13 protein-coding genes and 1 pseudogene are annotated in these 13,851 nt (G+C 65.1%); 3 read left to right on the top strand and 11 right to left on the bottom strand.

The window, feature by feature from the left end; genetic code table 11:
- The 9 genes and pseudogenes from A985_RS29260 to A985_RS0113770 form a co-directional block, all read right to left on the bottom strand.
- Positions 1–274: pseudogene (locus A985_RS29260) on the bottom strand (PIG-L family deacetylase); the annotation flags it as partial.
- An 80-nt stretch (positions 275–354) separates the two neighbouring features.
- Positions 355–1,074 carry an ABC transporter ATP-binding protein gene (locus A985_RS0113805; protein WP_017233991.1) on the bottom strand — a complete coding sequence of 240 codons (720 nt, stop codon included), beginning with the start codon at positions 1,072–1,074 and terminating at the stop codon, positions 355–357.
- Positions 1,067–1,819 carry an ABC transporter ATP-binding protein gene (locus A985_RS0113800; RefSeq protein WP_017233990.1) on the bottom strand — a complete coding sequence of 251 codons (753 nt, stop codon included), beginning with the start codon at positions 1,817–1,819 and terminating at the stop codon, positions 1,067–1,069. Before A985_RS0113800 ends, A985_RS0113805 begins: the two co-directional genes overlap by 8 nt.
- Positions 1,816–2,904 carry a branched-chain amino acid ABC transporter permease gene (locus tag A985_RS0113795; protein ID WP_017233989.1) on the bottom strand — a complete coding sequence of 363 codons (1,089 nt, stop codon included), beginning with the start codon at positions 2,902–2,904 and terminating at the stop codon, positions 1,816–1,818. The genes A985_RS0113800 and A985_RS0113795 overlap by 4 nt, the downstream gene beginning before the upstream one ends.
- 10 nt (positions 2,905–2,914) lie before the next feature.
- Positions 2,915–3,787, bottom strand: coding sequence for a branched-chain amino acid ABC transporter permease (locus tag A985_RS0113790; RefSeq protein WP_017233988.1), 873 nt, complete (start codon positions 3,785–3,787; stop codon positions 2,915–2,917).
- A gap of 37 nt (positions 3,788–3,824) precedes the next feature.
- A complete protein-coding gene (locus A985_RS0113785) occupies positions 3,825–5,021 on the bottom strand; it encodes an ABC transporter substrate-binding protein (RefSeq protein ID WP_017233987.1) in 1,197 nt (398 codons plus the stop codon).
- Between the two features lie 389 nt (positions 5,022–5,410).
- Positions 5,411–6,751: a LysR family transcriptional regulator gene (locus tag A985_RS0113780; protein WP_017233986.1), complete on the bottom strand. Its 1,341-nt coding sequence runs from the start codon at positions 6,749–6,751 to the stop codon at positions 5,411–5,413.
- A 19-nt stretch (positions 6,752–6,770) separates the two neighbouring features.
- Complete coding sequence (locus A985_RS0113775; RefSeq protein ID WP_017233985.1) at positions 6,771–7,130, bottom strand: hypothetical protein; 360 nt, start codon at positions 7,128–7,130, stop codon at positions 6,771–6,773.
- Positions 7,127–7,969 (bottom strand): gallate dioxygenase, encoded by an 843-nt coding sequence (locus A985_RS0113770; RefSeq protein ID WP_017233984.1) that lies wholly within the window; start codon positions 7,967–7,969, stop codon positions 7,127–7,129. Before A985_RS0113770 ends, A985_RS0113775 begins: the two co-directional genes overlap by 4 nt.
- Before the next feature lie 211 nt (positions 7,970–8,180).
- Between A985_RS0113770 and A985_RS0113765 the strand changes: the two genes are divergently transcribed.
- The 3 genes from A985_RS0113765 to A985_RS0113755 all read left to right on the top strand — a co-directional run bounded on the left by A985_RS0113765 (position 8,181) and on the right by A985_RS0113755 (position 10,948).
- Positions 8,181–8,849, top strand: coding sequence for a GntR family transcriptional regulator (locus A985_RS0113765; RefSeq protein WP_017233983.1), 669 nt, complete (start codon positions 8,181–8,183; stop codon positions 8,847–8,849).
- An 84-nt stretch (positions 8,850–8,933) separates the two neighbouring features.
- The gene (locus tag A985_RS0113760; protein ID WP_017233982.1) at positions 8,934–10,007 is read left to right on the top strand and encodes an aromatic ring-hydroxylating dioxygenase subunit alpha; all 1,074 of its coding nucleotides are present in this window, start codon (positions 8,934–8,936) and stop codon (positions 10,005–10,007) included.
- Positions 10,004–10,948: a PDR/VanB family oxidoreductase gene (locus tag A985_RS0113755; RefSeq protein WP_017233981.1), complete on the top strand. Its 945-nt coding sequence runs from the start codon at positions 10,004–10,006 to the stop codon at positions 10,946–10,948. The genes A985_RS0113760 and A985_RS0113755 overlap by 4 nt, the downstream gene beginning before the upstream one ends.
- A gap of 115 nt (positions 10,949–11,063) precedes the next feature.
- Here the strand turns inward: A985_RS0113755 and A985_RS0113750 are convergent, their stop codons facing one another.
- Both A985_RS0113750 and A985_RS0113745 read right to left on the bottom strand, forming a co-directional pair.
- Positions 11,064–12,431, bottom strand: a complete 1,368-nt coding sequence (locus tag A985_RS0113750) for an MFS transporter (RefSeq protein ID WP_017233980.1) — start codon at positions 12,429–12,431, stop codon at positions 11,064–11,066.
- A 94-nt stretch (positions 12,432–12,525) separates the two neighbouring features.
- The coding region (locus A985_RS0113745; RefSeq protein WP_017233979.1) for an aldehyde dehydrogenase at positions 12,526–13,851 on the bottom strand (1,326 nt) is incomplete at its 5' end.

Raw genomic sequence — 13,851 nt, 5'->3', positions numbered from 1 at the left:
AGAGCGTTTCGTCGGATACGCGCATCGGGTAGTCGCCGATATCGAGGAATTCGATTTCCGCGCCGAGAATATCGGCCGCGCGCTGCGCTTCTTCGCGACGCGCGACCTTGACCTTCGCCTCGGTCATGTCCGCGCCCTTGCGCCAGAGCTTGGCCGACTCGCCACGCTCGCCGAAGGACAGGCACACGACCTTCATGCGATAACCCTGCGCGACATGCGTGGCAATCGTGCCCGCCGCACGCCAGACGAAGTCCGCCGAATGGGCGCTGACCACAAGGCCGGCCAATCCGCCGGTGAGGGTGTGCTGTGATGTGCTCATATGTTTGACGTCAATACGTGTTGTGCTGTGCCCGTTCAGGCACTTTCCAAGCCGACCAGCGTGCCGAGCAGTTCCGGCGATGCGGCCAGTTCGCTGCTGCGTCCCGTCCAGACCTCGCGGCCCCGGTCGAGCACCAGTGCGCGGTCCGTCAGCTCCAATCCCAGTTCCGCGTGCTGTTCCACGAGCACCACGCCCATGCCGCCGTCCGCGCGCAGCTTCCAGAACGCATCGACCAGTTGATCGACGATCACCGGTGCGAGCCCTTCGAATGGCTCGTCGAACAGCAGCACGCGCGGATTGCCGATCAACGCGCGGCCGATGGCCAGCATCTGCTGCTCGCCGCCCGAGAGTTGGTTGCCCAGGTTGCGACGCCGCTGGTGCAGGCGTGGGAACAGGTCGTACACGCGATCAAGCGTCCAGGCGCCGTCGGCCGGCCCCATCGCGGACACCTGCAGGTTTTCTTCGACGGTGAGCGACTTGAAGATCTCGCGTTCCTGTGGCACCAGCGCCAACCCGGCGCGCGCTCGCTTGTACGCGGGCCACGACGAGATATCGTCATGGCGATAACGCACCACGCCGCCGTGGCGCGTGGTCAGTCCCAGCAGGCTGAGCAGCAGCGTGCTCTTGCCCACGCCGTTGCGACCGAGAATGGCGAGCGCTTCTCCCGACGCCAGACGCAGGCTCACGTCTTCGAGCACAATGGTCTCGCCGTACCCGGCGCTGAGCCCGCCGGCTTCGAGCACGATGTCAGTCATGATGGCGACGCCCCAGATAAATGTCGCGCACGCGCGGATCGCGGCGCACGTCGTCCTTCTCGCCTTCCATCAGCACCGCGCCTTCGACCAGCACCGTGATGCGGCGCGCGAACCGGAAGACCAGATCCATGTCGTGTTCGATGACCATCACCGCCACGTCTTCGGGCAAGCGCTCCAGCAATTCGAATAGCTTGCGGCCCTGCCCTGACGGCACCCCGGCCACGGGTTCGTCGAGCAGCAGCACCTTGGGATCGAGCGCCAGACCGAGCGCGATTTCGACCTGACGACGTTGGCCGTAGGCCAACTCGTCGATGCGCCTGCCCGCGAGATCGAGCATGCCGAGCGCGCGCAAACGCTCCGCCGCTTCCTCTACGACTGCCGGACGGCTGGCCATCGGCTTGCCGACGCGACCGTCGAGGCCGCTGCGCGCCGAGAGGGCGAGCGCAACGTTCTCGGCCACGGTGAGTGTGTCGAATAGCGTGTTGAGCTGGAACGTGCGCGCCAGACCGAGCTTCACGCGCTTGTGCGACGGCATCGATGTCACGTCGGTGCCCCCCACGCGCACCACGCCCGCGTTCGGTTTGAGCACGCCCGTGAGCAGATTCATCAACGTGCTCTTGCCGGCGCCGTTCGGGCCGATCAGCGCGTGTCGCGCGCCCACGGGCAGCGACAGGCTGACGTTGCGTGTGACGTCGAGCTGGCCGAAACGCTTGGACAGCCCCTGAATGTCGAGTGCAGCGCTCACGGTGTCACCTCCTTGTCCGTGGTCGTTGCCTGGGTGTTGCCGATGGTGTCCGTCACGATCGCGCGCGGGTCGCGACGCCGCGCACGGGAGACGCGAGCGGCAAAGCGATCCACCAGTCCGATCAGGCCGTCGGGCGCGAAGCGCACCACGACAATGAGCAACACGCCGAGGGCGGCGAGCCAGTTCGTCGGGTCGATGGCCGCGATGCGATCGGACAACACCATGAAGACGATGGCACCGAGGGCCGCGCCATGGAGGCGTCCGGTGCCGCCCAGGGCGAGCATCACGAGCACGTTGGCCGACAGCGTGAACGATAGTGTGTCGAGGGCGACGATATTATTGACCTGTGCCGAGAGCGCGCCCGCGACGCCGGCCAGGGCGGCGGCGAGGGTGTAAAGCATCAGGCGCCGCAAGCCGACGCGCACACCGAGCAGCGACATACGCGTGGCGTTCTCGCGAATGCCCTTCACGGTCAGACCGAACGGCGAGTTCACGAGGAATTGCGTGAACAAATACACGACGAGCAGCACCGCGAGTGCGTAGAGATACGCCGTATGTCCATAGATATCGAACTCGAACTTGCCCAGCACCGGCGCGATGGTGTAACCGGTCAGGCCGTCGTCGCCCATCGTGATCGACTTCGCGACGTTGCCGGCCTCATAGAGCAGCGTGGCGCACACGAGCGTGAGCATGATCTGCGTGAGCCCACTCACCCTTAGCACGACGATGCCGGTGACGAGCCCCACCAGCGCCGCTACCGCGGCACCCGCGACCAGCCCGAGCAGCGGGTCGGGCGAGACGTGCAGCGCGAAGAGACCGGCCGCGTAGGCACCGCTGCCGAAGAATGCCGCGTGCCCGAGTGTCTCGATGCCGCAATAGCCCTGCACGAGATCAAGCGAGAGCGCAAAGATGATCATGATCAGCACGCTCGTGGCGAGCGCGAGATACAGATCGGCGAAGAAGTAAGTGGCAACGGCAGCGAGAAGCAACACCGCATCGAGTGCGCCGAGACGTTTGCGTCGCAGCGCGGGGACAACGTGCGTCGTGCCTGCGGCCGACGGCAGCGGATTCGTATGAGACATCATGACCCTCCGCTCAGGCGCGGCCGACCAACCCTTGCGGGCGGATCAGCAGAATGGCCAGCACGGCCAGGTAAATCATGAAAGCGCCGAGCGCTGGCACGTAATAGCGCCCCAGCGTGTCGATCAGGCCGAGCAGCAGGCCTGCATAGAGCGAGCCGCGCAGACTGCCGAGACCACCGGCCGCCACCACGATCAGCACGAGCACCAGATACTTCAGACCGTAATAAGGCTCAAGCGGCAGGATCTGGCTCGACAGCGCGCCGCCTAGTCCGGACAGCCCGCATCCGATGGCAAATGTGATCGAGAACACGAGCGGCACGTCGATGCCAACGCAGCGCGCCATGCGCGGGTTGTCCACGGCCGCGCGCAGCTTCGCGCCGAACGGCGTGCGCTCCAGCCCCCACCAGATGCCGAGGGCCACGACCGCGCTGCAGACCAGGGCGAAGATGCGATAGACGGACACGGAGAATGCACCGAAGTCCCATGTGCCGCGCAGTGCCTCGGGAATGGGAATCGACTGCAGCTCGGTCCCGGCGAGATGCTTGGCCAGCGCGCAGATGATGAACGCGAGCCCGATCGTCATGAGCAATTGCCCCAGACCGTTGGCCGTGTAGACCCAGCGATACAACGTGCGTTCGAGCACAGCACCGAGCACCATGGTGCCCGCCACACCGACGAGCAACGCGGCGAAGAAATCGAGCCCGGCACGCTGCATGGCCCACAAGGTGAAATATCCGCCGATCATGGCGAAGGCGGAGTGCGCGAGATTGACCACGCGCATTACGCCCAACGTGACCGTGAGACCCACGGAGATGAGGAACAGCAACATCCCGTAGGCCACACCGTCGATCGACAACGACAGGAAAGTGGCAAGCGATTGCGTCATGACGAATTACCGAACGAACTGAGCGACAACGCCTGCGTTACTTGGCGGCCACTTGGGGGTGGCTCACATGCCACGGCTCGACCACCGACTTGAAGGTCTCGATGGGCTTGTTGCCCAGCTTTCCGTCGATGTTCTCCACCCGGCGGATATACACGTTCTGCACGATCTCACGCGTCTTCGGATCGATCGACACCGGACCCCGGGCGCTCGTCCAGGCGAAACCCTTCACGGCGGCGATCGCCTTGTCGCCATCCTTCTTGCCCTTTGTGGCCTTGATCATCTGTGCGATGACGGTCATCGAGTCGTAGGCCGACACCGAGGCAATCGACGGCAGCGCCCCCGGACCGTACTTCGCCTTGTAGGCCTTCACGAATGAGGTGTTTTCCGGCGACGTCAGGTACGGCGAATAATGCAGGGCGGTAATCGTGCCGATTGCGCTGTCGCCGATGGCCGGCAAATCGGACTCCATCGTCTCCGTCGTTGCGAAGAGCTGGATACCCGCTTTGTCGAGTTCGCGCTCCTTGAACGCCTTGACGAAGCCGGCTGACATCGGCCCCACCGGCATGAACAGGAAGAGGGCATCCGGCTTGGCATCGCGAACACGTTGCAGATAACTCGAAAAATCGGTCGTGCCGAGCGGCACCTTCACTTCGGTGGCAATCTTGCCGCCCGCCTTCTTGAACGTCTCGCTGTAGGCGTCGATCGCGTCGTAGCCTGGCGCGAAGTCGGCCACCACGATGGCCGCGTTCTTCACGCCCTTGCTGGCGGCGTACTCTACGAGCGGCACGCTCACGGCCCACTGCGTGAAGCCCGTACGCACGAAATACGGCGACTTGAGCGTCACACTGGACGTGCCCGAATTGCCAATGACGAGCGGCGTCTTGGTCTGCGTCGCCACATCGGCCATGGCCAGCACGTTCGGCGTGAACGAACCGCCGAACAGGTACTGCACCTGATCGCGCACCACCAGCTCCTGCGCCAGCTGACGCGTGCGTTGCGGGTTGACGCCGCCTTCGTCACGCTCAAGGATCACGAGCGTGTCGTCGCCCACTTTGCTCTTGTGCTGCTCGAGCCACAGGTTGACGCCGCGACGATACTCCGTGCCCCACCAGGACGCCGAGCCTGAGAACAGCCCCAGCATGCCGACCTTGATTTCCCCGGCATGCGCCGAGACAGCGGTGAATTGGCAAACACTCGCAAGTGCTACAGCAAGCCACAGATGGCGCTTCATCATGATGTCGTCTCCTCGTCGGCGTCGAGCGCCGCTCCGCTTTTTCGATGTGGCGCGCCGGGGGGCGGGCCTTTTCAAGGTATGGGAAACAGCTTAGGCAGCCGAGCGCGGCGCGTCGAATGAAACTCCCGCGTCGAGCGTCGCGTTTTTCGTATATCCCCGAGATTTCCCTTACGTGACGGGACGCATTTCGCGAGCGAGATTTCGCAGTGCGAGACGTTTTGCGTTCCCATGGTGGAACGCCCGCCGCAAAAGGCGCGGCGGGAAGGCGTCACGGCACATTTCAAGTCGAATGACTCGGAAGGAAGAGAACGCGTCGACACATGCAAGCCATGGCGAAATCAGCGAATTTCGCCGCGCTCGCGAACCGTATCGCGAGCCTGTCACGCGTCTTACGTCGGATGCTGCATTGTCGGGGCCAGCGCGCGCAGCTCGTCGAGCAATTGCTCAGCGGCCGGGGACAGCAAGCCGTCGCGCCGCGTGGCGACACCGATCGCACGACGTGCATGCTGCAACGGCACCGGTACAACGGCCAGCTCGCCGGTGCGCAACTCCGACGTGATCTGCACCGGCGAGAGCAACGCAAGCCGGTCGCTCGATGACAATAACCCGCGTACCACCGGTGAACTGCTCGCGTGCACCTGCGTACGCGGCAATGCCAGACCCTCCGCATGAAACACGCGCTCGAATACCCGGCGCGCGGGCGTGGAGGGCAGCGGGCTCACCCAGCCGTACTCGGCCAGTTCCGCGAGCGTGGGCGTGCGGCCCGACGACAGGCAGGGATGATCGGCACGGGCGACCACCGACAGGTGATCCTCGAACAGCGCTTCCTGGCGAATGTCCTGCGGCACGTCGCTCGCTCGCAGGGCGCCGACGATCATGTCGACGTCGGCCTGTCGCAGCTGGCGAATCAGAGCTTCGTAGGTGCCGTCCACCACTGTCACATTCAGATACGGCGACTGGTACAGCAGACTGTCGATGGCTTTGGGCAGCAGAAAGCCACTGGACAGCGGCAACGCGGCCACGATCACGGTGCCTTGCTGACGCCCCCCGAATGGCGCGAGTTCGTCTTCGGCGATCGCCAGCTCGGCCAGCGCGCGCTTGACCGGGCCGAACAACGCCTGCGCCTCGTCCGTCAGACGCGTGCCGCGCGGCGTGCGTCGAAACAGCTTGATACCGATCAGATCTTCGAGCTGATCGAGATTGCGCTGGATGGTCGGTTGAGAGCATTGCAGGCGGCTCGCCGCGAGCGGCCCGCTACCCAGCTCCGCGACCGCGATGAAGCTGGTGAGTTGCTGGGGAGCGACAACCGCCGCGAAGCGACTTGCGGCCCGCGCACCGCCGTCGGCCTGCGACGCCGTGGCGGCAAACGCGTCGCGATACCCGTTGGCCAACTCCGCGAGTGCGCGCGTGGCGCGCACACCCAGGCGCTGACCGGCCGCGTTCGGCGTCAGGCCGCGCGCGCTGCGGTGAAACAACGGAAAGCCCAGCTCCGCCTCGATATCGGAGATCGAGCGTGCAACGGCCGACTGTGAGAGATGCAGCATGCGCGCCGCACGCGCTACCGAATCGCATTCCAGCACGGCGACCATCGCGCGCAGGCCGCGCAATTTTCGGCACAGGAGCGTCGCCTCGTTGCTCTGTGGCGCACGGCTCCATGTGCCGCGCTCGTGACAGGCGAGTTGAGGGGCGGCCAACGGCGTGGTCAGGCTGATCGACGTGTCGATGGACATGCGCGGTGCGTCGCCGGGTTCAGCGCAGGGTCGGCACGCGGCGCGTGGCCATGAACTCGTCGAGCGTCTCGCCGCGCATGAGCGCATAGACTTCGAGGTTCGTCTTGCGCACCACGCGAGCGAATTTTTCGAGCACGAAGAAATTCACGCCGTGACGCACGAGTCCAAGCCAGTCCTGCGCTTGCACCATCGCCTGTTCGTCGGCGGTCAGACCGGCGGCGGTCATCGCAGCAACGGGGTCGCCGAGAAACGACTCCCGATTGTCGGCGCGAATCATGTGCCAGAAGAAGCGATTGAGCTTGAGCGTGCGATGGCTCACGCGCAAGTCGAACGCGTACGTGCCGGTGATCGCCTCGATGCCTTCGAGCTGCGGGTTCATGCGGCGTCCTCCTCGTAGAGCGCGACGGTCATGGCCGTCGTCGTCGCCAGGTAGTAGTTCAGATGCAGACGCTTGATGCGCGGGCCCAGCGCACCGCGCATCGACAGCCACATGATTTGCTCCACGCTCTCGGCACCGCCGCGCTCGACGTAATCCACATGCCTGAGTTCGGTCAGCGTCTCGGGCTGATGTTCGAGCAACGACAGGAATTCGCGATCCCACGCTTCGTCGTTGTAGCCCGCGCGCTCGCCGTGGATCTGGTGCGAGAGACCGCCCGTGCCCACCACCACCACGCGCAGATCTTCCGGATACGACTCGATGGCGCGGCGCACGGCCTGACCGAGGCGATAGCAGCGGCGCCCCGTCGGCAATGGGTATTGCAAAACGTTGATGGCGATCGGCACGACCGTACCCGGCCAGTCCGGCTTGTGCGGCCACAGCAGCGGCAGCGGCGACGCGCAGCCGTGATCGATGGGCTTGTCCTGAAATACGGTGATGTCGAATTCGTCGTTCACGAGCGACTCGGCAATGTGTGCCTGCAGCGCGACGTCGCCCCGAATCGGCGGCAACGGACGCAGCCCGGCCCCTTCGTCGGCGATCGGGAACGAGTCGCCCACGCCGAGCGCGAACGTCGGATACATGTCGAAGAAAAACGTGGTCGCGTGATCGTTGTAGAAGAACACCAGCACATCGGCCTGCTTCTCCGCCAGCCACTTCGCCACGGGCTCGTAGCCCTGGAACAGCGGCGCCCACGCGGGATCCTGCTGCTTGCCCTTGTCGTACGCCACGCCGATGGTCGGCACATGCGACGTACCGATCCCCCCAATGATCTTTGCCACGTGAAGTCTCCGTCCTTTGTCTTGTCATGCGTGGGCGATGCCATGCGATCTCCCACCGTTATGCTGCGGCGAGTCTATACGGGATCCCATATGCACATAAAGCAGGGTATTTACTGATGCAATGTCTTATTATGGGATCCCATAATAAAAAAGCCGGGTCTGGAAGCCTCCAGAATGACCGGCACGAATTCCCGCCATCGAAAGGAGACGCATGCTGCATCCCACGCCCACCACGGTTCAGTTGCGCGAGATGATTCTCAAGGGTGAACTTGCGCCGGGCGAGCGTCTGGCCGAAGCCAAGCTCGCGGAGCAACTCGGTGTCTCGCGCATGCCGGTGCGGCAGGCATTGCCGGTGCTTGCCGAGGAAGGGCTGGTCGTGCGTGCCGGTCAGCGCGGCTACGCGGTGCGAGCGCATACGCGTGAGGAAAGTGTCGAGGCGCTGCATCTGCGTGGCGCGCTCGAAGGTTATGCCGCGCGTCTGCTGGCCGAAAAGGGCGCAAGCGCCGAGCTGCTCAAGCAGTTGCGCGACCTGTTGGCCGAAGGCGACGCCCTGCTCGCCGACCATACGATGACAGCCGAAGTACAGATCGGTTACGCGTCGCTCAACGCGCGCTTTCATGACCTGCTCGTCGTCGGCGCGCAGAATCCGCTGCTCGAAGGCTTCGTCGCGCGCTGCAATCTGGTGCCTTTCGTCGCGCCGCGTACGGTGGCCTTCGGACACAAGGACCGACGCCAGTACGCCGACATCATCGCGTACGCGCATCGCCAGCATCACGCGATTGTCGAGGCGATTGCCGCCCGTCAGCCCGATCGTGCCGAGTTCATGTGCCGCGAGCACATCGTCACCCAGGAACACAGCATGGGCGCGCAGTTGCTCTGACACGCGTCCCTCGACTTCATCCCGACCATCCTCTATCGACACGAGAGCGCGCCCGTCGACGGCGCGCCAAGGAGACAAACGAACATGTTTCTGAAAAATACCTGGTACGTCGCATGCACGCCGGACGAGTTCGCCGACAAGCCATTGGGCCGCAAGGTCTGCAACGAAGCGATGGTGTTTTTCCGTGAAGCCAACGGCAACGTCGCGGCCCTGGAAGACTTCTGTCCGCATCGCGGCGCGGCGCTGTCGCTGGGCTTCGTCAAGGACGGCCACCTCGTGTGCGGCTATCACGGCCTGACGGTCGACGGCGGCGGCAAGTGCACGAAGATGGTCGGCCAGCGCGTCGGCGGCTTCCCGAAAACGCGCGCGTATCCGTGCGTGGAGCGTTACGGCTTCGTGTGGGTCTGGCCGGGCGACGCCGCGCTCGCAAATCCCGACGAGATTCCTCACCTGGAATGGGCGGTGAGCGATCAGTGGGCCTACGGCGGTGGCCTGTATCACATCAAGTGCGACTATCGACTGATGATCGACAACCTGATGGATCTGACGCACGAGACCTACGTGCACGCGACGAGCATCGGTCAGGACGAGATCGAGGAAGCCCCGCCGAAGACGACGGTCGAGGGGGATAGCGTGATCACGGCGCGTCATATGGAGAACATCAAGGCCCCGCCGTTCTGGGCGAGCGCACTGCGCGCGAACGGCCTGGACGACCAGGTGCCGTGCGACCGCTGGCAGGTGTGCCGCTTCACGCCGCCGAGTCACGTGATGATCGAAGTGGGTGTGGCGCACGCGGGTCATGGCGGTTACGACGCCCCGGCCGACAAGAAGGCCGGCAGCATCGTGGTCGACTTCATCACGCCCGAGACCGACGAATCGATCTGGTACTTCTGGGGCATGGCGCGTAACTTCAAGCCCGAAGATGCCGAGCTGACCGCCGCGATCAAGCGCGGCCAGGGCGGTATCTTCGCCGAGGACCAGGAAGTGCTCGAAGCCCAGCAACGCAACCTCTCGGCGTATCCGGAGAAGAAGATCCTGAAGCTCAACATCGACGCCGGCGGCGTGCAGTCGCGCAAGGTGCTCGATCGGCTGATCGAGGCCGAACGGGCCTCAAAGGGGATCGTGGGCAGCCTGGGGAACGCGGAGAACGCGGCATGAAGGTCCGGCTCGCGAGCAAGCGCGATGTCGCCACCGACATCTGCGAATTCGAATGGGTGAGTGTCGACGGCACGCCCTTGCCGGCCTTCACCGCGGGTGCGCACATCGACGTGCATGTCGCCGACGGGCTCGTGCGGCAGTACTCGTTGTGCAATGCGCCCGGTGAGACCCATCGCTATTGCGTGGGTGTACTGCGCGACCCGGCGTCGCGCGGCGGTTCGACCGCCATGCATGCGCTCACGCCCGGCACGACGGTGGAGATCAGCGCGCCGCGCAATCACTTCCCGTTGGTGGAACACGCCACGCACAGCATCCTGCTTGCCGGAGGGATCGGCGTGACGCCGATTCTGTGCATGGCCGAAGCGTTGTGCGCCCGCGGCGCGTCGTTCGAAGTGCATTACGGCACGCGTGAACCGGCGCGCACGGCGTTTCGCGATCGTTTCGCGCGCGACGATCTCGCGGCGAAGACGCACCTGTACTTCGACAGCGAAGGCGAGCGCGCCGATCTCGACGCGATTCTTGCGCAACCGTCCGTCGGCAAGCACCTGTATGTCTGCGGCCCGGCAGGATTCATCGACGCCGTGCTGGCACGCGCAGAAGCGGCGCAGTGGCCGGAAGGCAATGTGCATCGCGAGTACTTCGCCGCACCGGTGCCGTCGGACACGGCGGGCGACAAGGCATTCCAGGTCAAGCTGCATTCGAGCGGTCGCGTGATCGACGTGAAGGCGGGCGAGACCATTGTCGCGGCGCTCGCCGCGCACGGCGTGGAAGTGCAGATGTCGTGCGAGCAAGGCGTGTGCGGCACGTGCCTCACGCGGGTGATCGACGGCACCCCGGAGCATCGCGATGTCTACCTGACCGACGACGAGCGCGCCGCCAACGACCAGATCCTGCCGTGCTGCTCGCGCAGCCGGTCGCCCATGCTGGTGCTCGATCTGTAACGCATCCTTGTCCTCACCGAAGGAAATCGCCCCGCTTCGCATCGCGAGCGGGGCTGACTTTTCTTGATGACCTGACCGCGTCGCGAACGCCATCGACGTCTCTATGTCGTGGGCCTCACAGCACCCGGGCCTTCGTCTCCCGGACGAGGAACGTCGAGATCAGCGCCATCGCGGCGAGCACGAGGAAGTAGACGATGACCGGCCAGATGTGGCCATGGCTCCAGGCAAGCAGACTCGCCGCGATCATCGGTGCGAGTCCGCCCCCCAGCACGGTACCGATCTGCTTGCCGAGCGACACGCCCGAGAAGCGTACGCGCGTATCGAACAGTTCCGAGAAGAAGCTGCCTTCGGGACCGAACATCATCGGGTGAATCAGGCCCGCGCCGATCACGATGGCGAGCACGACCAGCGCCGTCTCCTTGCTGCCCATCATCAGGAAGAACGGATAGATGAAGATCGCCGTGGCAGCCAGCCCCAACAGGAACATCGGACGGCGGCCCAGCTTGTCGGAGAGCATGCCGAACGTCGGGATCGTCAGCATGGCGAGCAGGTTCGCGTACAACACGCCGTCAGCCATCATGTTGCGCGGCAAGCCGAGCGTCTTGGTGCCATACGACAGCGAGAAAATCGCGACCAGGTAAAAGAAGCTCGTCTCGGCCAGGCAGATGAAGAACGTGACGAGCGTCGGCCGCCAGTAATGCGTGAGCACTTCCACGACCGGCACTTTCGCGATGTCGCGATGCTGCTCCGCCGCCTTGAAGCTCGGCGACTCCTCGACTTTCAGGCGCACGTAGGTGCCCAGCGCCACGAGCAGCAGGCTCACGAGAAACGGCACGCGCCAGCCCCACGCGAGCAGATCCTTTTCGGGCAGGCGGGTAATCAGCACGATAGCGAGCGACGCGCCAACGATCGACGTCGGCCCGGCGGCCTGGATCAGTCCGCCGAACAGGCCGCGTAAGTGCGCGGGGGCCGCCTCGACGGTCATCAGCAACCCGCCGACCGACTCGCCACCGAGCGCAAATCCCTGCACGAAGCGCAGCGTCACGAGCATGATCGGCGCCCACATGCCGACCTGGTCGTAGGTCGGCAACAGACCGATCATCGTGGTGGCCACGCCCATCAGAATCAGCGTGAACAGCAGGATCGACTTGCGACCGATGCGGTCGCCGAAGTGTCCGAATACAATGCCGCCGATCGGCCGCGCGAGGAAGCCTACGGCGAACGTGGCGAATACGGCGATCATGCCGGTCATCGCGTCGAGCTGCGGGAAGAACAGCCGATCGAACACGATGGGCGCGAGAAAGCCGTAGACGAAAAAGTCATACCACTCGATGGCGGTACCGAAGCAACTAGCCGCCACTACGCGGCCGAAATTCGCCGTCGCGCCAGCGGTGTTCGCTTCAGGGTGGTGCGCGTCGCCGGCCTGGGTGTGGCCGGACGTGGCGCCGGCAGTCGCCGGCGCAGTCTCAAACGGTTGTGACACGGTTGTCTCCTCCGGCCGTCTGTTCCGGTGTCCCGGCTGCGGCGGTATGGTGGTCCTGCATGACATCATCGGTGCGCTGGCGACTGGACGTCGCTCAGAACGGGTAATGACGCGGGGTGGTCTGCACCGTCATCCAGCGCAGATCGGTAAATTCGTGAATGCCGGCTTTGCCGCCGAAACGTCCCCAGCCGCTCGACTTCACGCCGCCGAACGGCATCTGCGCTTCGTCGTGCACTGTGGGGCCATTGATGTGGCAGATGCCCGATTCGATGCGCTTGGCCACGCCCATCGCGCGGGCGATGTCGCGACTGAACACGGCGCACGACAGGCCATAGGCGTTGTCGTTGGCGCAGGCGATGGCGGCTTCGTCGTCCTTCACGCGCACAATGCCCTTGACCGGACCGAACGACTCTTCGCGGTAGATCTGCATGTCCGGCGTGACGTGATCGAGCAACGTCGCAGGCATGAGCGTGGTGTCGGCACGGCCGCCGCACAGCAGCGTTGCGCCCTTGGCAAGCGCATCGTCGATCAACGCATTGCAGCGCGCGACGGTCGCCATGTCGATCACCGAGCCCAGTACGACCGGGCCGTCGCGCGGATCGCCCAGCGGCAGTGCGCGCGCCTTGGCGGCGAGCTTGTCGACGAAGGCGTCGGCAATCGATTCCGCCACCACGATGCGCTCCGTCGACATGCAGATCTGGCCGGAGTTGGCGAACGCGCCGAACGCGACACCGTTGACGGCCGCGTCGAGATCGGCATCGTCGAGCACAAGACACGGCGCCTTGCCGCCCAGCTCCAGCACCGCCGGCTTGAGATGCTCGGCGCACAGCGTGGCGATGATGCGGCCGACGCGCGTCGAGCCGGTGAAGTTCACGCGACGCACCGCAGGCGCGGCGATCAGCGCTTCGACGATGGCGCCCGCGTCTTTCGGTGCATTCGTAATGAAGTTCACGACGCCCGGCGGCAGACCGGCTTCGTCGAGCGCATCGGCAATCAGGCCGTGCGTGGCCGGGCACAGCTCCGAGCCCTTGAAGACGACGGTGTTGCCGCAGGCGAGCGGCAGCGCGAGCGAGCGCACGCCAAGAATCACCGGCGCGTTCCACGGCGCGATGCCCAGCACTACGCCGGCGGCCTGACGCACGCCCATCGCGAGGCTGCCCGGCACATCCGAGGGGATGATCTCGCCGGCGATCTGCGTCGTCATGGCGGCGGCTTCGCGCAGCCCCTGCGCCGCCAGATGCACGTTGAAGCCGGCCCACAGACCGGACGCTCCCGTTTCCGCCGCCATGGCCGCCTGAAACGCCTCGATCTTCGCTTCGAGCCGGTCGGCGGCCTTCATCAACAGCGCGCGCCGTTCGCCGGGACCGGTGTTCGACCAGGCGGGGAACGCGTCCCACGCGGCGCGCACCGCGGCGCGGGC

Source organism: Pandoraea sp. B-6, from assembly GCF_000282835.1.
Taxonomy (GTDB): domain Bacteria; phylum Pseudomonadota; class Gammaproteobacteria; order Burkholderiales; family Burkholderiaceae; genus Pandoraea; species Pandoraea cepalis.
This window is presented reverse-complemented; position numbering and strand designations above follow the sequence as displayed.